The sequence below is a fragment of the Leclercia sp. genome (assembly GCF_036780805.1).
In the GTDB taxonomy this organism is placed as follows: domain Bacteria; phylum Pseudomonadota; class Gammaproteobacteria; order Enterobacterales; family Enterobacteriaceae; genus Enterobacter.
This window is the reverse complement of the sequence record NZ_DAIQCE010000001.1, coordinates 1,915,359-1,939,412: the sequence shown is the minus strand read 5'-3', so window position 1 is coordinate 1,939,412 and position 24,054 is coordinate 1,915,359. Positions and strand designations below refer to the sequence as shown.

At 60.6% G+C, this 24,054-nt stretch carries 19 protein-coding genes; 12 read left to right on the top strand and 7 right to left on the bottom strand.

Translation table 11 applies throughout. From position 1 onward, the window contains the following. The first annotated feature begins 23 nt into the window (after nucleotides 1–23). The 4 genes from V7Q49_RS09165 to V7Q49_RS09150 all read left to right on the top strand — a co-directional run bounded on the left by V7Q49_RS09165 (nucleotide 24) and on the right by V7Q49_RS09150 (nucleotide 5,345). Nucleotides 24–1,115, top strand: coding sequence for an HlyD family secretion protein (locus V7Q49_RS09165; protein WP_333850437.1), 1,092 nt, complete (start codon nucleotides 24–26; stop codon nucleotides 1,113–1,115). Beyond that, nucleotides 1,112–2,683, top strand: coding sequence for a DHA2 family efflux MFS transporter permease subunit (locus V7Q49_RS09160; protein ID WP_333850436.1), 1,572 nt, complete (start codon nucleotides 1,112–1,114; stop codon nucleotides 2,681–2,683). Before V7Q49_RS09165 ends, V7Q49_RS09160 begins: the two co-directional genes overlap by 4 nt. Beyond that, a complete protein-coding gene (locus V7Q49_RS09155) occupies nucleotides 2,683–4,206 on the top strand; it encodes an efflux transporter outer membrane subunit (protein ID WP_333850435.1) in 1,524 nt (507 codons plus the stop codon). Before V7Q49_RS09160 ends, V7Q49_RS09155 begins: the two co-directional genes overlap by 1 nt. Before the next feature lie 98 nt (nucleotides 4,207–4,304). Beyond that, nucleotides 4,305–5,345, top strand: coding sequence for an aldo/keto reductase (locus V7Q49_RS09150; protein ID WP_333850434.1), 1,041 nt, complete (start codon nucleotides 4,305–4,307; stop codon nucleotides 5,343–5,345). Between the two features lie 151 nt (nucleotides 5,346–5,496). On the opposite strand, the gene ldtB is transcribed toward V7Q49_RS09150, so the two are convergent. After that, a complete protein-coding gene (gene ldtB / locus V7Q49_RS09145; RefSeq protein ID WP_333850433.1) occupies nucleotides 5,497–6,417 on the bottom strand; it encodes a L,D-transpeptidase in 921 nt (306 codons plus the stop codon). Nucleotides 6,418–6,636: 219 nt separating this feature from the next. On the opposite strand from ldtB, the gene V7Q49_RS09140 reads away from it, so the two are divergent. Further along, complete coding sequence (locus tag V7Q49_RS09140; protein WP_333850432.1) at nucleotides 6,637–8,232, top strand: ABC-F family ATPase; 1,596 nt, start codon at nucleotides 6,637–6,639, stop codon at nucleotides 8,230–8,232. A gap of 156 nt (nucleotides 8,233–8,388) precedes the next feature. Here V7Q49_RS09140 and V7Q49_RS09135 read toward each other — a convergent pair whose 3' ends face one another. From V7Q49_RS09135 to V7Q49_RS09120, 4 genes are all read right to left on the bottom strand, one after another. Beyond that, entirely contained in the window at nucleotides 8,389–9,651 is a 1,263-nt protein-coding gene (locus tag V7Q49_RS09135) for a DUF1479 domain-containing protein (protein WP_333850431.1), read from the bottom strand. Between the two features lie 150 nt (nucleotides 9,652–9,801). Then, nucleotides 9,802–10,617, bottom strand: a complete 816-nt coding sequence (locus V7Q49_RS09130; RefSeq protein WP_333850430.1) for a Cof-type HAD-IIB family hydrolase — start codon at nucleotides 10,615–10,617, stop codon at nucleotides 9,802–9,804. Nucleotides 10,618–10,810: 193 nt separating this feature from the next. Then, nucleotides 10,811–13,243, bottom strand: coding sequence for a formate C-acetyltransferase/glycerol dehydratase family glycyl radical enzyme (locus tag V7Q49_RS09125; protein ID WP_333850429.1), 2,433 nt, complete (start codon nucleotides 13,241–13,243; stop codon nucleotides 10,811–10,813). A gap of 4 nt (nucleotides 13,244–13,247) precedes the next feature. Continuing rightward, nucleotides 13,248–14,147 carry a glycyl-radical enzyme activating protein gene (locus V7Q49_RS09120; protein WP_333850428.1) on the bottom strand — a complete coding sequence of 300 codons (900 nt, stop codon included), beginning with the start codon at nucleotides 14,145–14,147 and terminating at the stop codon, nucleotides 13,248–13,250. A 126-nt stretch (nucleotides 14,148–14,273) separates the two neighbouring features. Here V7Q49_RS09120 and fsa point away from each other — a divergent pair, with 126 nt between their 5' ends. Then, nucleotides 14,274–14,936, top strand: coding sequence for a fructose-6-phosphate aldolase (gene fsa / locus V7Q49_RS09115; RefSeq protein ID WP_333850427.1), 663 nt, complete (start codon nucleotides 14,274–14,276; stop codon nucleotides 14,934–14,936). A gap of 106 nt (nucleotides 14,937–15,042) precedes the next feature. Here the strand turns inward: fsa and moeB are convergent, their stop codons facing one another. Both moeB and moeA read right to left on the bottom strand, forming a co-directional pair. After that, a complete protein-coding gene (gene moeB / locus V7Q49_RS09110) occupies nucleotides 15,043–15,795 on the bottom strand; it encodes a molybdopterin-synthase adenylyltransferase MoeB (protein WP_333850516.1) in 753 nt (250 codons plus the stop codon). Beyond that, nucleotides 15,792–17,033 (bottom strand): molybdopterin molybdotransferase MoeA, encoded by a 1,242-nt coding sequence (gene moeA / locus V7Q49_RS09105; RefSeq protein ID WP_333850426.1) that lies wholly within the window; start codon nucleotides 17,031–17,033, stop codon nucleotides 15,792–15,794. The genes moeB and moeA overlap by 4 nt, the downstream gene beginning before the upstream one ends. A 189-nt stretch (nucleotides 17,034–17,222) precedes the next feature. Here moeA and iaaA point away from each other — a divergent pair, with 189 nt between their 5' ends. From iaaA to V7Q49_RS09075, 6 genes are all read left to right on the top strand, one after another. Then, entirely contained in the window at nucleotides 17,223–18,161 is a 939-nt protein-coding gene (iaaA, locus tag V7Q49_RS09100) for a beta-aspartyl-peptidase (protein WP_333850425.1), read from the top strand. A 10-nt stretch (nucleotides 18,162–18,171) separates the two neighbouring features. Then, entirely contained in the window at nucleotides 18,172–20,043 is a 1,872-nt protein-coding gene (gene gsiA, locus V7Q49_RS09095) for a glutathione ABC transporter ATP-binding protein GsiA (protein ID WP_333850515.1), read from the top strand. Nucleotides 20,044–20,077: 34 nt separating this feature from the next. Continuing rightward, nucleotides 20,078–21,616 carry a glutathione ABC transporter substrate-binding protein GsiB gene (gene gsiB / locus V7Q49_RS09090; protein ID WP_333850424.1) on the top strand — a complete coding sequence of 513 codons (1,539 nt, stop codon included), beginning with the start codon at nucleotides 20,078–20,080 and terminating at the stop codon, nucleotides 21,614–21,616. A gap of 47 nt (nucleotides 21,617–21,663) precedes the next feature. Further along, a complete protein-coding gene (gene gsiC / locus V7Q49_RS09085) occupies nucleotides 21,664–22,584 on the top strand; it encodes a glutathione ABC transporter permease GsiC (protein ID WP_333850423.1) in 921 nt (306 codons plus the stop codon). Nucleotide 22,585: 1 nt separating this feature from the next. Next, nucleotides 22,586–23,497 carry a glutathione ABC transporter permease GsiD gene (gene gsiD, locus V7Q49_RS09080; protein WP_333850422.1) on the top strand — a complete coding sequence of 304 codons (912 nt, stop codon included), beginning with the start codon at nucleotides 22,586–22,588 and terminating at the stop codon, nucleotides 23,495–23,497. A gap of 146 nt (nucleotides 23,498–23,643) precedes the next feature. Next, a complete protein-coding gene (locus tag V7Q49_RS09075; protein WP_333850421.1) occupies nucleotides 23,644–24,030 on the top strand; it encodes a hypothetical protein in 387 nt (128 codons plus the stop codon). Nucleotides 24,031–24,054: the final 24 nt, after the last annotated feature.

Below are 24,054 nucleotides of genomic sequence, written 5' to 3'. Positions count from 1 at the left end.
CACTAACAGGATGGATGCTGTTCATGGCGGAAGAAAATCAACCCTCTGAAAACACCGATAATAAAGAGACTGAACGTAAACGCCCCGGCAAAAAGCCGCTGATTATTCTGGGCATTGTGGTGATCGTGATGGTCATTGTGGCGCTGGTGTGGTGGTTTATGACCCGTAACCAGGAGACCACCGACGACGCCTTCACCGAAGGCGACGCCGTGACCATCGCCCCCAAAACCGCGGGCTACGTCACCGAGCTGCGGGTGCGCGATAACCAGCGGGTGAAGAAGGGCGATCTGCTGGTGACGATCGATCCCCGGGACACCAGCGCCCAGCGCGACCAGGCCAAAGCCCAGCTGGGTCTGGCCGAGGCCCAGCTTCATCAGGCCCAGGCGCAACTGGCGCTCTCGAAGGTGCAATATCCTGCCCAGCGCGATGAAGCCAACGCTAATGTGATCAAAGCTCAGGCGGATCTCGCCAATGCTCAGGCAGAGTATCGCCGTCAGCGCGGCGTCGATCCTCGCGCCACCACGCAACAGAGCATCGACGCGGCCAACGCCCAGTTGCGCAGCGCCGAGGCGCAGCTTGCCAGCGCCAAAGCGCAGCTTGAGGTGGCCTCGCAGGTGCAGCTGCAAATCCGCCAGCAGGAGACCAACGTTGAAGCCCGGGAGCGTCAGGTGGAGCAGGCCCGCGCCCAGCTCGAGACCGCAGAACTCAACCTCTCTTATACCGAGGTTCGCGCCCCCTTTGATGGCTACATCACCAAACGTAACGTCCAGACCGGCACCCTGGTGCAGGCGGGCACCGCGCTCTTCTCGCTGGTCTCGACCGATATCTGGGTAGTCGCCAACTTTAAAGAGTCGCAGCTGGAGCGGATGCGCCCCGGCAATAAGGTAACGCTGAGCGTGGATGCCTGGCCGGATCTGGAGCTGGAGGGCCATATCGACTCCATCCAGCAGGGGAGCGGCTCGCGCTTCGCCGCCTTCCCGTCGGAGAACGCCACCGGCAACTTCGTGAAGATCGTCCAGCGCGTGCCGGTCAAAATCGTTATCGATAAAGGGTTAGATCCCAACCAGCCGCTGCCGCTCGGCCTCTCGGTTGAACCTAAGGTCACCGTGGAATGAGTGAGCACAGCCACGAAAACTGGCGGCCCGCCAGCAACCCGTGGGCGGTGGCGATTGTCGTCACCCTCGCGGTGTTTATGGAGATCCTCGACACCACTATCGTGAACGTGGCACTGCCCCACGTGGCGGGCTCGCTCTCCGCCAGCTACGACGAATCCACCTGGGTGCTCACCAGCTATCTGGTGGCTAACGGCATCGTGCTGCCCATCTCGGCGTTTCTGAGCCGGGTCTTTGGCCGCAAGCAGTTCTTCCTGATCTGTATTGTGATGTTCACCGTCTGCTCGTTCCTGTGCGGCATCGCCACCGAGCTGTGGCAGATCATCCTGTTTCGCATCATGCAGGGCTTCTTTGGCGGCGGGCTACAGCCCACCCAGCAGTCGGTGCTGCTCGACTACTTTAAGCCGGAAGATCGCGGCAAAGCCTTTGGCCTGTCCTCCATCGCCATTATCGTCGCCCCGGTACTGGGGCCGACGCTCGGGGGCTGGATCACCGATAACTACTCCTGGCGCTGGGTGTTCTTTATTAACATCCCGGTGGGGATCGTGACGGTGCTGGCGATCTATCAGCTGCTGGAAGATCCGCCGTGGGAGAGTAAATCAAAAGAGAAGATCCCTATCGACTGGACCGGGATTGGTCTGATCGCGCTGGGTCTGGGCTGCCTGCAGGTGATGCTCGACCGGGGCGAGGACGAAGACTGGTTTAACTCGAACTTTACCCGCACCTTCGCGGTGTTGACGCTGATTGGCATTATCGGCGCCATCTACTGGCTGCTGTATGCCAAAAAGCCGGTGGTGGATCTGCACTGCATGAAGGATAAAAACTTCGCCGTCTCCAGCCTGCTGATGGCCGGCATGGCAATGATCCTTTACGGCAGTTCGGTGGTGATCCCGCAGCTGGCGCAGCAGGATCTGGGCTATACCGCCACCTGGTCGGGGCTGGTGCTCTCGCCCGGCGCGGTGCTGATCGTCCTGACCATTCCGCTGGTGCTGAAGCTGATGCCGATTGTGCAGACGCGCTGGATCATCGCCTTCGGCTTTAGCTGTCTGGCGGCGTCGTTCTTCTGGTCGCGCACGCTCACGCCGGATATCGACTTCGAGACCCTGGTGCTGTTCCGCAGCGCCCAGTCGATCGGGCTGGGGTTCCTGTTTGTGCCCCTGACCACCATCGCCTTTATCTCGATCCCCCGACGGCTGAACGCCGACGCCGCGGCGCTGTTTACCATGTTCCGCAACGTGGCGGGGTCGATCGGCATTTCGCTCTCGACGGCGGCCATTACCGAGCGCTCGCAGGCCCACAGCGCCCATCTGGCTTCGCACACCTCGGCGTTCGACGAGCCGTTCCAGCATACCCTCCGCGAGATGGCGCAGGCGGTGCAGAACTTTACCACCCAGGTGGGCGACCCCGCCGGCATCGCTACCGGGCGCATGTATCAGGTGATGATCGAACAGTCGCGATTCCTGGCCTATATCGACGTCTTCACTCTTCTGAGCGTGGTGGCCCTCTTACTGATTCCGTTTTGTTTGTTGCTCTCGCCGGTTAAGAGCGAGGGGAGTGCAGGAGCACACTGATGATTTGCAGACGTTTAAGCCCCCTGATGTTAATGCTGTTGCTGGCCGGCTGCGCCGTGGGGCCCGACTACCAGCAGCCCGCGCCGCAAACCCCGACCCACTGGAACGATCCGGGCGACGGCGGTGCGAAATCGCAAACCGCGTCCACCGCCATCAACCCGCGCTGGTGGAAAACCTTCGGCGATCCGCAGCTGGATAGCCTGATTGAACGCGCCATTGCCGGCAACCTGTCGCTGCAGCAAACCGTGCTGCGTATCGCGGGCGCGCGGGAGCAGATCAACCAGGCGGGCGGAGCCTTCTTCCCGGCGGTGAACGGCAACCTGCAGGCCACCCGGCAGCAGCTGGGGCTGGAGGGGGAGCTGAAATCCCACGGCGTGTACGACCAGCTGGATGACGTCGATCCCGAGCTGCGCGGGGCGCTGGGGCCGCTGACCCAGCCGATCAACCTCTATCAGGGCAGCTTTGATGCCCAGTGGGAGCTGGATCTGTGGGGCAAGGTGCGCCGTCAGGTGGAAGCCGCCGATGCCCAACAGCAGGCGGCCATCGAGCAGCGTAACGATGCCCTGGTGTCGCTGGAGGCCGAGGTCGCCCGCGGCTGGCTCCAGCTGCGTGGGGCGCAAAGCAGCATCGCCACCCTCAACACCCAAATCGAGAGCGCGCAGCAGACGCTGGAGCTGACCGACAGCCGCCAGCGCGGCGGGCTGTCGCCGCAGATGGACGTGGAGAACGCCCGCGCCCAGCTCGGCAACCTGGAGGCGCAGCTTCCGCAGTATGAAGCCCAGGCGCGGCAGGCGATGAACGGCCTGGCGATCCTGCTGGGCAAACCGCCGGGGGCGCTGGACGGCGAGCTGCAGGCCAGCAAGCCGCTGCCCGCGCTGCCGGAGATTGTCCCTACCGGGATTCCTTCCACCCTGGCGCGGCGACGCCCGGACGTGCGGGAGGCCGAGTCGAATCTGCATGCGGCCACCGCGCAGATCGGCGTGTCGGTGGCGCAGCTGTTCCCCAGCGTCTCGCTCAGCGGCCAGTTTGGCCTGCGTAACAGCGAAAGCAACTGGCTTACTGACTGGAGCAGCCACTTCTACAGCGTCGGACCGCAGGTCTCCATCCCCATCTTCCAGGGCGGACGGCTGGTCTCCAGCGTGAAGGTCGCCCGGGCGCAGCAGGGTGCCGCCGCGCTGGAGTATCGTCAGACGGTGCTGACCGCGCTGGGCGATGTGGAAAATGCACTGGTCAGCTACCGCACCGACCAGAAGCGGGAGGCGGGATTAAGCAAAACTATTGATGCGCTGCAAAATGCATTCGACCTGGCGAGCAGCAGCTATCGCCAGGGGATCGCCACCTTTATCGACGTGCTGGATGCCCAGCGCCAGCTGGCGCAGGCGCAGCAGCAGCGGGATCAGGCCCGGGTGCAGAGCGCGCTGGATCTGGTGGCGCTCTATAAAGCCCTCGGCGGGGGCTGGGAGCCGTATCAGCAGGTGCAGCTGCCGGACTACGCCGTCTTTGGCGACGCCCCGCGCGGATAAGTTCAGAGGATTGGGCAAGAAACGGGCAGGAACCGCACATTCGCCATCGGCGTGAGCCGGGTATAACTATCGGGTACTCAACACACGAGGAGCGTCAAATGCGATATCAAAAACTGGGTAATACCGGCCTGTTTGTTTCTGAACTCTGCCTTGGCACCATGACCTTTGGCGGCGAAGGCGGCATGTGGGGCAAGATCGGCCAGCTCCAGCAGCAGGAGGCCGAGCAGCTGGTGGGCCGCGCGCTGGACGCGGGGATCAATTTTATCGATACCGCCAACGTCTATTCCGAAGGGCGTTCGGAAGCGATCACCGGCCAGGCGCTGAAAAATCTGAAGATCCCGCGTGAAAACGTGGTAGTAGCGACCAAAGTCTTTGGTGAGACGGGCACCGCCGGGGTCAACTCCCGCGGCAGTTCCCGTCATCACATCATCAGCAGCGTAAAAGAGAGCCTGCAGCGCATGCAGCTGGATTATATCGATCTCTATCAGCTGCACGGCTTTGACCCGGCTACCCCGATTGAAGAGACGCTCTATGCCCTGGACAACCTCGTCCAGCACGGGCATGTGCGCTACATCGGGGTATCGAACTGGGCGGCATGGCAGATCATGAAGGCGCTGGGGATTTCCGAGCGGCTGGGGCTGGCCCGTTTTGCCTCCCTGCAGGCTTACTACACCATCGCGGGCCGCGATCTTGAACGCGAGCTGGTGCCGATGCTGCAAAGTGAGAAGGTGGGGTTAATGGTCTGGAGCCCGCTGGCGGGCGGGCTGCTGAGCGGCAAATATGCCCGCGACGGCCAGGTGCAGGGCGGTGGCCGCCGCCAGGAGTTTGACTTCCCGCCGGTGGATAAAGCGCGCGCCTTTGACTGCGTGGACGTGATGCGCAACATTGCCGACAGCAAAGGGGTTTCCGTCGCGCAGATTGCGCTCGCCTGGCTGCTCCATCAGCCGGTGGTCAGCAGCGTGATTGTGGGGGCGAAACGGGTGGATCAGCTGGACGACAATATTGCCGCGACGCAGATTCACCTCAGTGACGAGGAGCTAAAACAGTTGGAAGCGGTGAGCGCGCTGCCGCGTGAGTATCCAGGCTGGATGCTGGAGCGGCAGGGAGAGTATCGCCGTAACCAGCTGGCACAGCAGTAACCCTGTTAGCCGGGTGGCGGCTGCGCACTCACAACATGCACGACCCGTAGGCCCGGCAAGCGCAGCGCCGCCGGGCACTGCCGCACGCAGTACTAACAGACAATAAAAAAGCGGGCTTCGAAGCCCGCTTTTTTTATCTCGCCTTCCGCAATCAGTTCAGGCGAACCGGCATCCCGGAACGGTTGTTGATTGCTTGCTCAACGATGGTCGCATCCACGTCCTGCTGACCGGTGATGGCCTGCACGTTGCTGGTCAGAGTAACCGGCACGGTGACGTTGTTGTCGATCTGATCTTCGCTGGTGGAGAGCGGGTTATGCACTTCGAGGTAGCGGCTGCCATCCGGCTCGGTGGTTGCTTTTACCGGCTCGTTGATGAATTGCACGCGCGTACCGACCGGCACGTTCTCGAACAGGAATTTGATGTCGTCGTTACGCAGACGCACACAGCCGTGGCTCACGCGCAGGCCGATACCGAAGTTGGCATTGGTGCCGTGAATCGCATACAGACGACCAATGTACAGGGCGTACAGACCCATCGGGTTATCCGGGCCAGCAGGAACAACGGCTGGCAGCGGCTCGCCCGCGGCAATGTACTCGGCGTGCATTTTGGCGGTTGGGGTCCAGGTTGGGCCGGCTTTCTTACGCTCAACTTTGGTGGTCCAGTTCATCGGGGTATCTTTACCCAGCTGGCCGATACCGATTGGCAGCACGATCACCGTGTTGGTGCCTTTCGGGTAGTAGTACAGACGCATTTCGGCGCTGTTGATCACGATGCCTTCATGCACGGTGTCCGGCAGGATCAGCTGCTGAGGAATGTTCAGCACGGTACCGCCCTTCGGCAGGTACGGATCGACGCCCGGGTTAGCCTCGAGCATGTTGGACAGGCCCAACTGGTATTCAGCTGCGAAATATTCCAGCGGCTGGCTGTTGCCCTCTTCAACGGTCACAACCTGGTTCTGACCCACCAGACGGCTACCGTCGGTTGGCAGTGGATAGGTGACAGCAGAAGCGGTCTTGCAAAACCCTACTACGGCAAACGCCGCCGCAAAAAGCGAAGTTAATTTTATATTCATGGTGTGCGAGGTATCTGTGCCACTTGGCAGGTTGTTTAAAAGTCTGAACGGTTTAGGGAGCGCATTATATGTGCATTCCTGACCGCATGGAATTCGGATGTGTACTAAATCACACTTTTTTCCGTTTCGTTAAAGTTTAGCGGTATGTTGTTACACGGGATCTCATTTCGGAATTGTGGCATAATGCCGGGTTTATCACACTTCTCGCAGGAATCTCCCGTGTTAGTTACCAGCAACATCACTATGCAGTTTGGCAGTAAGCCGCTGTTCGAAAACATTTCCGTCAAATTTGGCGGCGGCAACCGTTACGGCCTGATTGGTGCCAACGGTAGCGGAAAATCCACCTTCATGAAGATCCTCGGCGGCGATTTAGAGCCGACGCTGGGCAACGTTTCTCTCGATCCGAACGAGCGCATCGGTAAGCTGCGTCAGGATCAATTCGCCTTTGAAGCGTTCACCGTTCTTGACACGGTGATCATGGGCCACGGTGAGCTGTGGGAAGTGAAGCAGGAGCGCGACCGTATCTATGCGCTTGCCGAAATGAGCGAAGAAGACGGCTATAAAGTGGCCGACCTCGAAGTGCTGTACGGCGAAATGGACGGCTACTCTGCGGAGTCCCGTGCCGGTGAGCTGCTGCTGGGCGTGGGCATTCCGGTTGAACAGCACTACGGTCTGATGAGCGAAGTGGCACCCGGCTGGAAGCTGCGTGTACTGCTGGCGCAGGCGCTGTTCTCTAACCCGGACATCCTGCTGCTCGACGAACCGACGAACAACCTGGACATCGACACCATCCGCTGGCTGGAGCAGACGCTGAACGAGCGTAACAGCACCATGATCATCATCTCGCACGACCGTCACTTCCTGAACATGGTTTGCACCCACATGGCGGATCTGGACTACGGCGAGCTGCGCGTTTATGCCGGTAACTACGATGAGTACATGACCGCCGCGACCCAGGCGCGTGAGCGTCTGCTGGCCGACAACGCCAAGAAAAAGGCGCAGATTGCCGACCTGCAGTCCTTCGTCAGCCGCTTCAGCGCCAACGCCTCGAAATCGCGTCAGGCCACCTCGCGTGCCCGTCAGATCGACAAAATCAAGCTGGATGAAGTTAAAGCTTCCAGCCGCCAGAACCCGTTCATCCGCTTCGAGCAGGACAAGAAACTGTTCCGTAACGCGCTGGCCGTCGAAGAGCTGTCAAAAGGCTTCGACAACGGTCCGCTGTTTAAGAACTTCAACCTGCTGCTGGAAGTGGGCGAGAAGATTGCCATCATCGGCGCCAACGGCGTGGGTAAATCCACCATGCTGAAGACCCTGGTCGGTGAACTGGCCCCGGATACCGGCACCGTGAAATGGTCCGAGAACGCGCAGATTGGTTACTATGCGCAGGATCACGCCGAAGATTTCGACAACGACCTGACCGTGTTCGACTGGATGAGCCAGTGGAAATCCGAAGGCGATGACGAGCAGGTGGTGCGCAGCTTCCTCGGCCGTCTGCTGTTCAGCCAGGACGACATCAAGAAGCCGGCGAAGGTGCTCTCCGGTGGTGAGAAGGGCCGTATGCTCTTCGGCAAGCTGATGATGCAGAAACCGAACATCCTGGTGATGGATGAACCAACCAACCACCTGGACATGGAATCGATCGAATCGCTGAACATGGCGCTGGAGATGTATCAGGGTACCCTGATCTTCGTCTCTCACGACCGTGAGTTCGTCAGCTCGCTGGCGACCCGCGTGATTGAAATTACGCCAGAGCGCGTGGTGGACTTCAGCGGTAACTATGAAGATTACCTGCGCAGCAAAGGTATCGATAGCTAGAAAAAAGCCGGGTGGCGGCTTCGCCTTACCCGGCCTACAAAACCCGCCCCACATCGTAGGCCGGGCAAGCGCATGCGCCGCCCGGCGTGGCAGGCCGCAGATTCGTATGCCCGGGAAGCGTAACGCCACCCGGCGCATCAGCGGGTCAGGTGACCCTTAAGCCATACCCAGCGCGCGCTTGCCGTGGATATTCAAATCATCCGTGGTGAAGCGTGACTGCCAGTCAGCTTCATAATCCTCGCGTGGGAAATCGCCCGGAGAGGCCCCGGTTTCCAGCGCCGCTTTCACCTTCTTCGCGTAGGCGAGGTTTTTCTCGCACATCGGCGCCGCCGGAATGTACATCACGTTGCCCCAGCCCTGCTGGTTCTCTACCGGGGCCACCGAGTGGATCACATCGCAGTGCCACCACACGGAATCCCCCGCTTCCAGCGCCGGAATGCTGGTCAGGGCTTCAATCAGCAGCGGATGCCACTTCTCGGAGATCGGCAGCACGCGCCCCGGCGCCACGCCGCAGAGTTCATCTTCCGGCACATCGTCCAGCAGCGGACGCAGCAGGATATAGGCCATCGCTTCCGGGATCGGCACCACGTGCAGCAGACCCTGATCCGGGATCATGTCGGAGAGTGCGGTCCAGCCCTGGAAGGTGCGGAACACCGAGCACTTGGTGGTGTTATCCACGGTGTACTCTTCCACTTCGGTACGGTGCGCGGCATTCCACGGATCGTATTGATCGACATTGCCATCAAACACCCGGGCGAAGACCTGCTGATAGGCCGGGAGCAGCCAGCGCTCCAGCGCCCCGGAGTCGGTGTGCGCCCCGAGGCCTTTCGAGGTGGTTCCCGGCGGACGGCGGCGAATGCGGTCCGGGTAGATCACGCTCACGTCCGGGTTGAACCACTGCCTGCCGTTGCTCTCGAACGTCCACAGACGGTTCAGGAACGACTGCACCTGCGCCATCCGTTCGCTCTGGCGGGCTTCCATCTGCGCGTGTGACCAGTAGATCGGGTAGATCTCCGGGCGCGACGCGGTCAGGGTGCCGAAGAAGTTGTCTCCCGGGCCTTTGTAGACGTCGTCGAAACGATTGAGATCCAGATAGTCGAGCATCGCGTTATCCCACGCCAGCGCCTGCTCACGCGGGAAATGACCTTTGATCACCGCACAGCCGCGGCGCTTAACCGCCTCGCGCTGTTCCGGGCTGATGTTACCGCTCTGCACGTCGGCAAAGGGGATCACAGGCCAGACGGGATCGCCTTTGCTTTTCAGGGCGTTAATTTCTGCCACACGGCTGGCAATCTTATCGCTCAGGCGATTAAACACCGCCTGCACGTCGCCAATCTGCGCCCGCAGCTCGCGTTTCATCTGGCGGATCGCCGCTTTATGGTCAGCAGGCAAAGTTTCACTGGTAAAGGTTAAGGACATAACAGCCTCTCTATCTTTCATTCGAAAGTAAAAGTGATTACAAGTGATACTTTAGGTTAAAAATAAGTTAAAGCAAGTTAAAAAACCTGATGAAGTGCACAACCTGGAAAGAAAGAGGGAGGTTCGCCGGAGGACGCTCCGGCGTGAGGATCAGTGGCTGAAAGGCGGGGTGTTATCGAGGACGGCCTGAATCACATTCAGCGCGCCCTGGTGGTTATTGTCGTCGGTCTGATAGCGGGTGATCGCTTTGATGCTCTCGCCCGCGTTGCCCATGGCGAAAGAGTAGTGGGCAAATTTCAGCATCTCGGCGTCGTTACCGCTGTCGCCAATCGCCACGCACGCCTGCGGGGAGATATGCCAGCGCTTCAACAGGCGGCTGAGGCCGTTGGCTTTGTGCAGGCCGGGGATAATCAGATCGACAAAACCAAACCCGCTGGTCACCGGCTTCATGATGCCGTCAAGCGACACGTGCAGGGCGTCGATCAGGTTCGGGATATCGCTGTCGGGCAGGTTCAGGGAGAACTTAAACAGCACGTCGTCGATGTCGCGATAGTCGCTGACCCGCTGTAAGCGGTGGTAGTGCTTTGACATCAGGGCGACGAACGCATCGGGTGCCTGGTCGCTGACGTAGGCGCTTTCCAGTCCGCAGGCGACGAAGTTCAGGGAGGTATCTTTCAGCAGCTCGCCAATCACAATCTGCGACTCGTGCTTCGTCAGCTCGCCGTGGAAAATCTGCTCGCCGTGATCGAACACCAGCGCGCCGTTTTCCGCCACAAAGGAGATCTGCGATTTCAGCTCCGGGAAGAAGGAGATGAGCTGGTAATACTGGTTGCCGCTGGCGACAACGAACTCAATATTACGGGCCTGAAGTTGCTGGAACTGCGCCTGAAAGCGGTCACGATCGTACTGCTTGGCGTCATCAAGGAAAGTTCCGTCCATATCGGTGACGATAACTTTAACGGTCATACATTGCGCTCCTGAATCACTGCGTTATGAAACATTCTAATAACAAGGTGACGTGGAGCACAAATTTAATTTCGAATGAAAGGAAAAACCGGGTGGATTTGCTCCCTCTCCCTGTGGGAGAGGGCCGGGGTGAGGGCAACAGCGCGCATTTCCCCCTCACCCTAACCCTCTCCCTCAAGGGAGAGGGGATCCGTTACAGCGTATGCTCAGTACGCGCGATAATATCGTCCTGCGCATCCGGTGACAGGGCGGTGAAGAACGCCGAGTAACCCGCCACGCGCACCACCAGATCCCGATACTGGTCCGGGTGTTTCTTCGCTTCCAGCAGCGTTTCGCGGGAGACGATGTTGTACTGGATATGCCAGCCTTTATGCACCTCGAAGAAGGTCCGCAGCAGCACCATCAGCTTCTGGCGGTCGCTGTCGTTATCCAGCGTCGCCGGGTTGAGTTTCTGGTTCAGCAGCACGCCGCCCAGAATCGCCTCCGTCGGCAGTTTGCCGACAGAGCCAATCACCGCCGTCGGCCCCAGGTGGTCGGTACCGGAAGCCGGGCTTGCCCCTTCCGCCAGCGGGGTATGCGCTTTACGTCCGTCCGGGGTTGCCATGGTCGCCGCACCAAACGGCACGTTGGCGGAGATAGACGAGGTTCCGGCGTAGTAGTTGCCGCCAATCGGGCCACGACCGTAGCGCGGGTTGTGGTACTGCTTCAGCTCCTCGATGTAGGTCTGATAGGCGCGCGCCAGCAGCAGATCCACGCTGTCGTCGTCATTACCGTACTTCGGTGCGCCGTTGATCAGACGCTGGCGCAGCTGCTCGTGGGTCAGCCCCTCGTAGTCATCCGCCAGCGCCGCCGCCAGCTGCTGCTGACCAATCGCGCCCTGATCGAAGACCAGCTTCTTCACCGCCGCCAGGCTGTTACCGAGGTTGGCGATCCCCACCTGCAGGCCGGAGACCCAGTCGTATTTCGCGCCGCCCTGCTTGATGCTCTTCGCGCGTTCGATGCAGTCATCCACCAGCGCCGAACAAAGAATGTCGTGAACGTTCTCTTCCAGCATGGTGTCCACCACGTACTCAATCTCGATGGATTTACGGGTGTAGTATTTGATCTGGCGATCCCAGGCGGCCATCACTTCGTCGAAGTTGTTAAAGTTACCGGCAGAGAGCGCTTTAACCTGGGGCAGGAACACCTTGCCGCTGGTGGCGTCGCGGCCGCCTTCCATCGCTGCCAGCATCACGCGGGCGAAGTTAATAAAGCTCATCCCGGTGCAGCGATAGCCCCACTTGCCGCCGACCGCGGTTTCGATACAGCCGATGGCGGCGTAGTCATAGGCATCCGCTTTTTCGATGCCGAGCTTGATGAATTCCGGGATCACGATTTCATCGTTGTTAAAGGCCGGCATCCCGAAGCCGCAGCGGATCACCTGCACGCAGGCGTCGAGGAAGTCGTTGCTCATACCCGCATGGTAGCGCACGCTCAGGTTCGGCTGGGTGGAGCGCAGACGGCCGCAGGATTCCAGAATGGCGTAGGAGAGCGGGTTGACCGCGTCCATCGGCTCACCATTCACCAGCTTCTGGCCGCCGATGGTGACGTTCTGGTACAGCGGGCTGCCGGCGGAGGCTTTCGAGTGGGAGCCGGAGCGGATTTTGTTCACTTCCAGCAGCTTCAGCCAGCAGCTGTGCAGCAGCTCGATGGCGTGCTCGCGATCCAGAGACTGGTTCAGCTCCACGTCACGGCGGTAGTACGGGTAGAGATACTGGTCCATACGGGCAAAGGAGACCGAGTGGCCGTTGGACTCAATCTGCAGGATCAGCTGGATGAAGTAGCACAGCTGCAGCGCCTGCCAGAAGGTTTTTGGCGGCTCGTGGGCAATCACATCGCAGTTTTCCGCCATCGCCAGCAGCTCGTCGCGGCGGGTTTCACGGGTTTCGGTCGATGCCATTTCACGCGCCAGGTCGGCAAAGCGTTCAATGTGCAGGCTCACCGCTTCCAGCACGATATCAATCGCCTTCAGGAACTGGTCGCCGTGCAGATCTTCCAGGCAGGTAAGGTTAATGCGGGAGCGGCGCTCGTCCACTTTGTGACGCATGCCGTCGAGGCCTTTCTCCAGCACCAGCGGGAAGTTTACCGCCAGGTGCGCATCACCGGAGGTCATATTGCCTTCGGCTTTGATAATGCCGGTTTCCAGCAGGCCTTTTTGCTCGTCGGTAAACATCCCGTAGCAGCGATCCTGCACCGTCTGGCCGCGCCACCACGGGCAGAGTTCATGCAGAACGCGCTTGTTCTCTTCACTCACCGCAAAGCCCGCGCCCGGACGGTCGGCGAGGTCGTCGATCTCTTTTTCAATCCACGAGACGGTGTATTCCGGGAAGATCGGCGCGGCGCGCACTTCGCTTGCCTGGTTGCCGATAATCAGCTCGTCATGTTTGATCCAGATGGTGCGCTGCGCCAGGTGGTGCGCCAGCGCCAGCGCGCGACGCACCGGGATCGGCTTATCCATATGCTGCTGGTACATTTCGGTGTAGTGCTGCGCACGCTCGGTACAGACCGGGGGCTTAACAATGTGGACCAGGGCCGTTTTGTGCGCCTTAATGCGATCGCTCAGGGTAGTAAGATTCAGCTGTGTCATAACATTATCCTCGTAAGGTCGCGGTTAACCCTTTCTGGGCGGCGTACTGCCGGGCAAAGTCCAGTAATGCAGGATTATCGAGCGGTTTATCAGGGGCAGAGTAGGGTTGGCCGAGCAGGCTGTATTTGTTCATGCCCAGCGTGTGGTACGGCAGAAAATGGATGTCGTGGACGTTCAGTTCGTCGGCGGCAAAATTGGTAATGGCGGTTATGGAGGCTTCATCGGCGTTGAAGCCCTGGATCAGCGGCACGCGGATGGTGAGCTGTTTTCCGGCGGCGGCCAGGCGCTTAAGGTTATCCAGCACCCGTTTGGCGGAGCCGTCGGTCCACTGCTTAAACACCGCGCCGTCGACATGTTTCAGGTCGGCGAGAAACAGATCGATGTACGGTAACGACGGTTCGATATAGTGCCACGGCACGTGCAGGCAGGTTTCTACCGCGGTATGAATGCCCTGTTCATGGCTGGCCTGAAACAGCTGGCGCGCCAGGTCCGGGTTCATAAAAGGTTCGCCGCCGGAGAGGGTGATCCCGCCGCCGCTGCGATCGTAAAACGGTTTATCGCGTAGGACGGTGGCCATGATCTCCTCCACCTGCTGCTCTTCACCGCAGACGGTGAGAGCCTGGGTCGGGCAGCAGTGGGTAAGGGCATCCAGATGGGTATCCTCGAGTTTCTCGCGGTGGATCAGCAGGCCATTCAGCGTCCGGTCAATGACTGCGGGCGCTACCTGCTGGCAGAGGTCACACCCCTCCAGGCACAGGCGAGCGTCGAACAGCAGGTCCCGCGAACGGGCGCGGCTCTCCGGGTTCTGACACCAGCGGCAGCCCAGCGAGCAGCCTTTCATAAAGACCACGGTACGAATACCGGGGCCGTCGTGTGTCGAATAACGCTGAATGTTGAAGATCATAATGTCGCCTCTTGTTGCGTATGAAGATTAAATTACTTTCGAATGAAAGTTATCTTGACGCAAATCAACTCCGAAGCAGGTTTTGCCGTGTAGGGTTACGGCATAGTCATTTTTGAGGACCCGATCATGGAACTGTATCTCGACACATCCGACGTCATTGCTGTGAAAAAACTGGCCCGCGTGTTTCCGCTGGCAGGTGTCACCACTAACCCAAGCATCGTTGCCGCAGGCAAAACGCCGCTCGAGGTGTTACTATCTCAGCTGCAGGAGGCGATGGGCGGTCAGGGCCGTCTGTTTGCGCAGGTAATGGCCACCACCGCAGAAGGGATGGTGGAAGACGCGCTGAAGCTGCGTTCCATCGTCGCCGATCTGGTGGTGAAAGTGCCGGTGACGGCGGAAGGGCTGGCGGCAATCAAGATGCTGAAAGCACAAGGGGTACCGACCCTGGGGACGGCGGTCTACAGCGCGGCGCAGGGGATGCTGGCGGCGCTGGCGGGCGCGGAGTATGTCGCGCCGTATGTGAACCGCGTGGATGCGCAGGGCGGGGACGGGATCCAGACGGTGGCCGAACTGCAGCAGCTGCTGACGCTCCATGTGCCGCAGTCAAAAGTGCTGGCGGCGAGCTTCAAAACCCCGCGTCAGGCGCTGGATTGCCTGCTGGCAGGCTGTGAATCCATCACCCTGCCGCTGGATGTGGCCCAGCAGCTGATTACCTCTCCGGCGGTGGATGCGGCGATTGCGAAGTTCGAGCAGGACTGGCAGGGGGCGTTTGGACGGACGTCGATCTGACGCAGTTAATCCCCTCTCCCTTGAGGGAGAGGGTTAGGGTGAGGGGGAAATGTGCGCGCTGATGCCCTCACCCCGGCCCTCTCCCACAGGGAGAGGGAGCAAACAATTACCCCCCGCACACCTCACACCCCGGATTACGCATCAGCTTCATCTCGCGGAACTGGCAGGTCATCGCGTCGTACATCACGATTTTCCCTGCGGCGGGCGTGCCGTAACGGGTCAGCACCTTAATGGCTTCCATCGCCTGCATCGAACCGATCACCCCCACCAGCGGGGCCATCACCCCGGCTTCCACACAGGTCAGAGCGTTTTCGCCAAACAGGCGGCTCAGGCAGCGGTAGCAGGGCTCGCCCTCGGCGTACGTAAATACGCTGATCTGGCCTTCCATGCGGATCGCCGCCCCGGAGACCAGCGGCGTTTTATGGGCGAAACAGCCCACGTTGAGCTGATTACGAATGGCGACATTGTCGGTGCAGTCGAGGACCAGATCGTGATGGGCAATCTGCGCAGACAGCGAGGCGTCATCCAGCAGGGCATTGACCAGGGTGAACTGCACGTTAGGGTTGATGCGCGTCAGCGCCGCATGGGCCGACACCACCTTTGGCTCACCAATGGTCGCATCGCTGTGCAGGGTCTGGCGCTGCAGGTTGGAGAGCGACACGGTGTCGAAATCGAGCAGCGTCATGCGCCCCACACCGGCCGCGGCCAGATACTGGGCCGCCGCGCAGCCCAGCCCGCCGAGGCCGACTACCAGCACGTTCGCTGCTTTCAGCGCTTCCTGACCGTCGAAATCAAAGCCGCGCAGCACAATCTGGCGATTGTAGCGCAGCATCTCCTGGTCGCTCAGTTCCATACTCAGCCTCCAAAAAGCGCGTTAAACGGCTCAACCTCAACCCATTCACCCGCTTCCACGTTGCCGCGCTCGCGCTCAAGCACGATAAAGCAGTTACCCTGGCTGAAGGAGCTGAAAATATGCGAGCCCTGATGGCCGGTGGTGCTCACCTCCAGCTCGCCGTCAGCGTTACGCGCCAGAATGCCGCGCTGGAAATCGAGACGGCCCGGTGATTTTTTCAGGCGGGTAGCGGCACGCACGCGCTGGCGGGCAGGGAGGCTATGGCCCCGGTTGCCGGAGAGCTTCGCCAGCAGGGGCTGCACCAGCTGATAGAACGTCAGCGCCGCAGAGACCGGGTTCCCCGGCAGCCCGCAGAACCAGCTGTCAGGCAGCTTGCCGAAGGCAAACGGCTTGCCCGGTTTGATCGCCAGCTTCCAGAAGCCGATCTCGCCCAGCTCATCAAGAATCGTTTTGGTGTAATCCGCTTCGCCCACCGATACCCCGCCGGAGCTGAGCACTACGTCGGCCACGCGATCCGCTTCAATAAAGGCGGCGCGCAGTTTCTGCGGATCGTCCGGGATAATCCCGAGATTGATCACCTCGCAGCCCAGCTGCTCCAGCATCAGATGCACCGCCAGACGGTTGGTGTCGTAGATTTGTCCCTCGGCCAGCGGCTGGCCCGGGAGCTGCAGCTCATCGCCGGTGGAGAACAGCGCGACCCGCACCTGGCGCACCACGGCAATCTCCGGGATCCCCAGCGAGGCCAGCACCGGCAGCTCGGCCGCGGTCAGCTTTGTGCCCGCCGGGAAGACGGTTGCGCCCAGGGTAATGTCTTCCCCGCTGCGACGGATGTTTTGTCCCGGCTTCACGCTGGCGGTAAAGCGCACGCCGTCGTCGCTCTGCTCGGTCTCTTCCTGCATCACCACCGCATCACAGCCCTTTGGCACCGGGGCACCGGTCATGATGCGGATACAGCTGCCGGCCGGCCATTCGCCCTGGAAGGGTTGCCCGGCAAAGGCTTTGCCCGCCACCGGCAGCGCGGCGCCTGCCGCCAGATCCGCCAGATCCGCCAGCCGCACGGCGTAGCCGTCCATCGCCGAGTTATCAAAACCCGGTACGTTGAGGGGGGAGACGATATCGGCGGCCGTCACGCGGCCAAAACAGCGCAGCAGCGGCAGGGTTTCCTGGTCTGACAGGGGGGAAAGTCGATCGAGCATCTGGGTGAGTGCCGTCTCAAGCGGCATCAGTCCGGCGGTAAAATCCATGGGTCACTCCAGCGGGAGAATAACGAAGGCGGCTATTATGGCAGAAAAGTGCCCTTAACTGTATGACACCATGGGCTTAGCCTTTACATCACAGTTGCGTCTTTCTATATTCAAAAATCATCTGAAGTTCCGGCAACGATAATGATATTTATAGAAAAAGCGGCAATGACGCGCGCAAAGGTGAAGTAGATGGGGAATGCAGTCATCGCGATCCACGGCGGCGCAGGGGCAATTACCCGTGCGCAGCTCAGTCAGGAACAGGAAAGGCGCTACATTGAGTCGCTCTCGTCGATAGTGGAAACCGGCCAGCGGATGCTGGAGGCGGGGGAGAGCGCGCTGGATGTGGTTACCGAAGCGGTACGCCTGCTGGAGGAGTGCCCGCTGTTTAACGCCGGGATTGGCGCGGTGTTTACCCGCGACGAAACCCATGAGCTGGACGCCTGCGTGATGGACGGCATTACCCTGAAAGCGGGTGCCGTGGCCGGGGTCAGCCATCTGCGCAACCCGGTGCTGGCCGCCCGTCTGGTGATGGAGCAGAGCCCGCACGTCCTGCTGGTGGGCGAGGGGGCAGAGAAATTTGCCTTCGCTCACGGCATGGAGGCGGTGTCGCCAGAGATTTTCTCCACCCCGGAACGCTACGCGCAGCTGCTGGCGGCGCGCAGCGCAGGGGAGACCCGGCTGGATCATGCCGCCCCGCTGGACGAATCCACCAAAACGGGCACCGTCGGCGCGGTGGCGCTGGACAAGGCCGGGAACCTGGCCGCCGCCACCTCTACCGGCGGCATGACCAACAAACTGCCCGGTCGGGTGGGCGACAGCCCGCTGCCCGGTGCGGGCTGCTATGCCAATAACGCCAGCGTGGCGGTCTCCTGTACCGGCACCGGCGAAGTGTTTATCCGCACCCTGGCGGCCTATGACATCGCCGCGCTGATGGACTACGGCGGCTTAAGCCTCGCCGAAGCCTGCGAGCGGGTGGTAATGGAAAAACTCCCGGCGCTGGAAGGCAGCGGCGGGCTGATTGCCGTCGATCGCGAGGGCAACGTGGCACTCCCGTTCAACAGCGAAGGCATGTACCGCGCCTGGGGCTACGCCGGCGATACGCCGAGCACCGGAATTTACCGTGAATAAGGGAGAAGGGATGCCGCACAGCGATGAACTCGACAGCCAGCAGGTGCTGGCGGTGCAGAACCTGAACGTCGCTTTTCCCGATGAACGGCAGACGATCCCGGCGGTAAAAAACCTCTCTTTTTCGCTGAAACGTGGCGAAACCCTGGCGATCGTCGGGGAGTCCGGCTCCGGTAAATCAGTCACCGCGCTCTCGCTGATGCGCCTGATTGAACAGTCCGGCGGGCAGGTGGCATGCGATAGCCTGCTGCTGCGCCGTCGCAACGGCCAGGTGAGCGATCTCACTACCCTGAGTTTGTCCCAGATGCGCAGCGTGCGCGGGGCGGATATCGCCATGATTTTTCAGGAGCCGATGACCTCCCTCAACCCGGTCTTTCCGGTAGGGGAGCAGATCGCCGAGTCGATCCGTCTGCACCAGGGGCTGAACGGCGAAGAGGCGCTGGCCGAAGCCAGACGCATGCTGGAGCAGGTGCGGATCCCCGAGGCGGACGCCATTCTGGGACGCTACCCGCATCAGCTCTCCGGCGGGATGCGCCAGCGGGTGATGATCGCCATGGCGCTCTCCTGCCGTCCGGCGGTGCTGATTGCCGATGAGCCAACCACCGCCCTGGACGTTACCGTTCAGGCGCAGATCCTGCAGCTGATCAAGGTATTGCAGGAGGAGATGGAGATGGGGGTGATCTTTATCACCCACGACATGGGCGTGGTGGCGGATATTGCCGACCGGGTGCTGGTGATGTACCAGGGCGAGGCGGTGGAAACCGGCCCGGTAGAGCAGATCTTTCACGCGCCTGAACACCCTTATACCCGGGCGCTGCTGGCCGCGGTGCCGCGTCTTGGGGCGATGAACGGCAGCGACCTGCCGCGCCGTTTTCCGCTGATCTCCCTGGCGAATCCTGGTTTTCAGGAAGCCGAAACCGAGCAGGATACCGTGGTGCCCGGCGAACCCATTTTACAGGTGCGCGACCTGGTCACCCGTTTCCCCCTGCGCGGCGGCCTGTTGAACCGCGTGAAGCGTGAAGTGCATGCGGTAGAGAGCGTCAGCTTTGATCTCTGGCCCGGCGAAACGCTGTCGCTGGTGGGCGAGTCCGGCAGCGGCAAGTCGACCACCGGACGGGCGCTGCTGCGGCTGGTGGAGGCTCAGGAGGGCACCATCACCTTTAACGGTGAGCGCATCGACACCCTGCCTGCCGGGAAGCTACAACCCCTGCGGCGGGATATTCAGTTTATTTTTCAGGACCCTTACGCCTCCCTCGATCCCCGCCAGACGGTGGGTTATTCGATTATGGAGCCGCTGCGGGTGCATAACCTGCTGGAGGGCGACGCCGCCCAGCGGCGGGTGGCGTGGCTGCTGGAGCGCGTCGGCCTCAAGCCGGAGCACGCCTGGCGCTATCCCCATGAATTTTCCGGCGGCCAGCGGCAGCGGATCTGCATTGCCCGCGCGCTGGCCCTGAACCCGAAGGTGGTGATTGCCGACGAGTCGGTCTCGGCGCTGGATGTCTCCATCCGGGCGCAGATCATCAATCTGCTGCTCGACCTGCAGCGGGAGATGGGCATCGCCTTTCTGTTTATTTCCCACGACATGGCGGTGGTGGAGCGCATCAGCCACCGGGTGGCGGTGATGTACCTCGGGCAAATCGTCGAGATTGGCCCGCGTCGGGCGGTGTTTGAAAATCCGCAGCACCCTTACACCCGCAAGCTGATGGCGGCAGTGCCGGTGGCCGATCCGGCCCATCGTCAGGCCCGGCGGGTGCTGCTGCAGGACGAGCTGCCGGGCAACATTCGCAAGCGGGGAGAAGCCACCGAGCGCGTGGTGCTGCGGGAGATTGGCCCCGGCCATTTCGTCGCGCCGCCGCGCCAGGATAATGCCTTTAAACACCTATAACAAACAACAGCAGGGTCAACAGGAGAACACAACAATGACAACATTTGTTGCTCGCAGATGGCTGTTAGCCGCAAGCGTAACGGCAGCGCTGGCGGCCACGCCAGCCTTCGCAGCAAAAGACGTGGTGGTGGCGGTGGCCTCCAACTTCACCACCCTCGATCCCTATGATGCCAACGACACCCTGTCGCAGGCGGTGGCGAAGTCGTTTTATCAGGGGCTGTTTGGCCTTGATAAGGATATGCAGCTGAAGCACGTGCTGGCCGATAGCTATACCGTCTCGGATGACGGGCTGGTCTACACCATTAAGCTGCGCAGCGGAGTGAAGTTCCAGGACGGCACCGACTTCAACGCCGAGGCGGTGAAGGTCAACCTCGATCGCGCCAGCAACCCGGACAACAGCCTCAAGCGCTACAACCTGTATAAAAACATCGCCAGCACCGAGGCCGTCGATCCCACCACGGTGAAAATTACCCTCAAAGCGCCGTTCTCGGCCTTTATCAACATTCTGGCCCACCCGGCCACGGCGATGATCTCCCCGGACGCGCTGAAAAAGTACGGCAAAGAGATCGGCTTCCATCCGGTCGGCACCGGCCCGTATGAGCTGGTGACCTGGAATCAGACCGACTTTGTGAAGGTGAAGAAATTCGCCGGTTACTGGCAGCAGGGGCTGCCGAAACTGGACACCATCACCTGGCGTCCGGTGGTGGATAACAACACCCGCGCGGCGATGTTGCAGACCGGCGAAGCGCAGTTTGCCTTCCCGATCCCCTACGAGCAGGCGGCGCTGCTGAGCAAAAACAGCAAGCTGGAGCTGGTGGCCAGCCCGTCGATCATGCAGCGCTACATCAGCATGAACGTCACGCAAAAGCCGTTCGATAACCCGAAAGTGCGCGAGGCGATTAACTACGCCATCAACCGCGAGGCGCTGGTGAAGGTGGCCTTTGCCGGCTACGCCACCCCGGCCACGGGCGTGGTACCGCCGTCCATCGCCTACTCCCAGCAGTATCATCCGTGGGAGTACGATCCGGCGAAGGCGCGGGCGCTGCTGAAAGAGGCCGGCTTCCCGAACGGCTTCAGCACCACCCTGTGGTCGTCGCACAATCACAGTACCGCCCAGAAGGTGCTGCAGTTTACCCAGCAGCAGCTGGCGCAGGTGGGCATTAAGGTGCAGGTGACGGCGATGGATGCCGGACAGCGTGCCGCCGAAGTGGAAGGCAAAGGGCAGAAAGAGAGCGGGGTACGGATGTTCTACACCGGCTGGTCGGCCTCTACCGGCGAAGCCGACTGGGCGCTGTCGCCGCTGTTTGCTTCACAAAACCAGCCGCCGACCCTGTTCAACACCGCGTTCTACAGCAATCCGCAGGTGGATAAAGACTTGACTGAGGCGCTGAAAACCACCCAACCGGAAGATAAAGCCAAGCTGTACAAAGACGCGCAGGACACCATCTGGAAGGAGTCGCCGTGGGTGCCGCTGGTGGTGGAGAAACTGGTCTCGGCGCACAACAAGGCGCTGACCGGGTTCTACATCATGCCGGATACCGGCTTTAGTTTTGACGACGCGGATCTGAAATAGAGCACTCATTCCCGCAGGCGCGCGCCTGCGGGATGAGAGGAATGTGCATGCTGAATTATGTGATTAAACGCCTGCTGGGGCTGATCCCGACGCTGCTGATTGTGGCGGTGCTGGTCTTTTTATTCGTCCATATGCTGCCGGGGGACCCGGCGCGGCTGATTGCCGGCCCGGAAGCGGATGCCACGGTCATCGAGCTGGTGCGTAAGCAGCTGGGGCTGGATCAGCCGCTTTATCGGCAGTTCTGGCACTACATCACCAGCGTCCTGCAGGGTGATTTTGGTACCTCGATGGTGTCCCGCAGACCGGTCTCGGAAGAGATCGCCAGCCGCTTTATGCCCACCTTCTGGCTGACCCTTGCCAGCATGGCCTGGGCGGTATTGTTCGGTCTGGCGGCAGGGATTGTGGCGGCCGTGTGGCGCAACCGCTGGCCGGATCGGCTGGGGATGGCGCTGGCGGTGACGGGCATCTCCTTCCCGGCCTTTGCGCTGGGGATGCTGCTGATGCAGGTCTTCTCCGTCGAGCTGGGCTGGCTGCCCACCGTGGGGGCGGACAGCTGGCGGTACTACATTCTGCCTTCCCTGACGCTTGGCGCGGCGGTGGCGGCGGTGATGGCGCGCTTCACCCGCGCCTCGTTCGTTGACGTGCTGAACGAAGATTATATGCGCACCGCCAGAGCGAAGGGGGTCAGCGAGAAGTGGGTGATCCTCAAGCACGGCCTGCGCAACGCGATGATCCCGGTGGTGACCATGATGGGGCTACAGTTCGGCTTCCTGCTTGGCGGCTCGATCGTGGTGGAAAAGGTCTTCAACTGGCCGGGACTCGGGCGTCTGCTGGTCGATTCCGTCGACATGCGCGACTACCCGGTGATTCAGGCGGAAGTGCTGCTCTTTTCGCTGGAGTTTATTCTTATCAACTTAGTGGTGGATGTGCTCTATGCCGCCATTAATCCGGCTATCAGGTACAAGTAAGATGCGATTGTTAAACTGGCGTCGGCAGGCGATGTTAAAGGCGATGCCCGGGCTTAAGCCGGATCAGATCCGCACCCCGTGGCATGAGTTCTGGCGGCGCTTTCGCAAGCAGCCGGTGGCGATGACCGCCGGGCTGTTTGTCCTGCTGCTGATCCTGGTGGCGGTGCTGGCCCCCTGGATCGTCCCCTTCGATGCGGAGAACTACTTCGATTATGACCGTCTGAACGAGGGTCCGTCGATGCTGCACTGGTTCGGCGTGGACTCTCTCGGGCGGGATATTTTCAGCCGGGTGCTGATGGGGGCGCAGATCTCTCTTGCCGCCGGGGTGTTTGCGGTGCTGATCGGCGCGGCCATCGGCACGGTGCTGGGCCTGCTGGCGGGTTACTACGAGGGCTGGTGGGACCGCATTATTATGCGCATCTGCGACGTGCTCTTTGCCTTCCCCGGCATTCTGCTGGCCATTGCGGTGGTGGCGGTGATGGGCAACGGCATGGCGAACGTGATTATCGCCGTGGCGATCTTCTCGATTCCGGCCTTTGCCCGCCTGGTGCGCGGCAATACGCTGGTGCTGAAACAGCAGACCTTTATCGAGTCGGCGCGCAGCATTGGCGCCAGCGACACCACCATCCTGTTTAACCATATTCTGCCGGGCACCGTCTCCTCGATCGTGGTCTATTTCACCATGCGTATCGGGGTGTCGATTATCTCCGCCGCCAGCCTGTCGTTCTTAGGGCTTGGCGCTCAGCCGCCAACCCCGGAGTGGGGGGCAATGCTCAACGAGGCGCGGGCCGATATGGTGATCGCCCCGCACGTGGCGTTGTTCCCGAGTATGGCGATTTTCCTCACGGTGCTGGCGTTTAATTTGCTGGGAGATGGGCTGCGCGACGCGCTGGATCCGCGGATTAAGGGATAATCTACCAATAATGGTAGAAGTTTTTGTGAAAGGTATTGTGATTCAGTGAGTTAGAAAATGCCGTATAAAAGGTTTGCTGGAGTTAACTATTTGTAAAAATTATAATGCTTAATGGTTCAATAACGTTAAATATTGTAAGGATTACAATGAAAAAGCTCCTTTTATGCGGCATGGTTTTACTTTCTACCTCTTGCGCCGATTTCCAGAAAAACATGAGTGACGGGATGAAAGCGGTCAATACGGCCCTGACGCCGAAATCCTCCACCGGCACGCAAACTGCGGCGGCAAAACAGTCTGGCACCATCACCAATGAACAGTGCAAGACCAGCGTGGGTAAATCCCGTGACTATTTCGAACAGATTGTTGGCTTCAAGCTGAACGAGACCAACTCCTCGGGTTATACCTCCTTCTCCGAGAGCTACAACCTGCGTATTTCCGATCGTAAAGACCGCTTTGGCGGCAACTTCCCTATCTGCATTATTAATATCGATCCGCAGACCAATAAGGTCACCACCTTCTCGATGCCGACCTGATGACATGCCCGGCGGCGCTGCGCT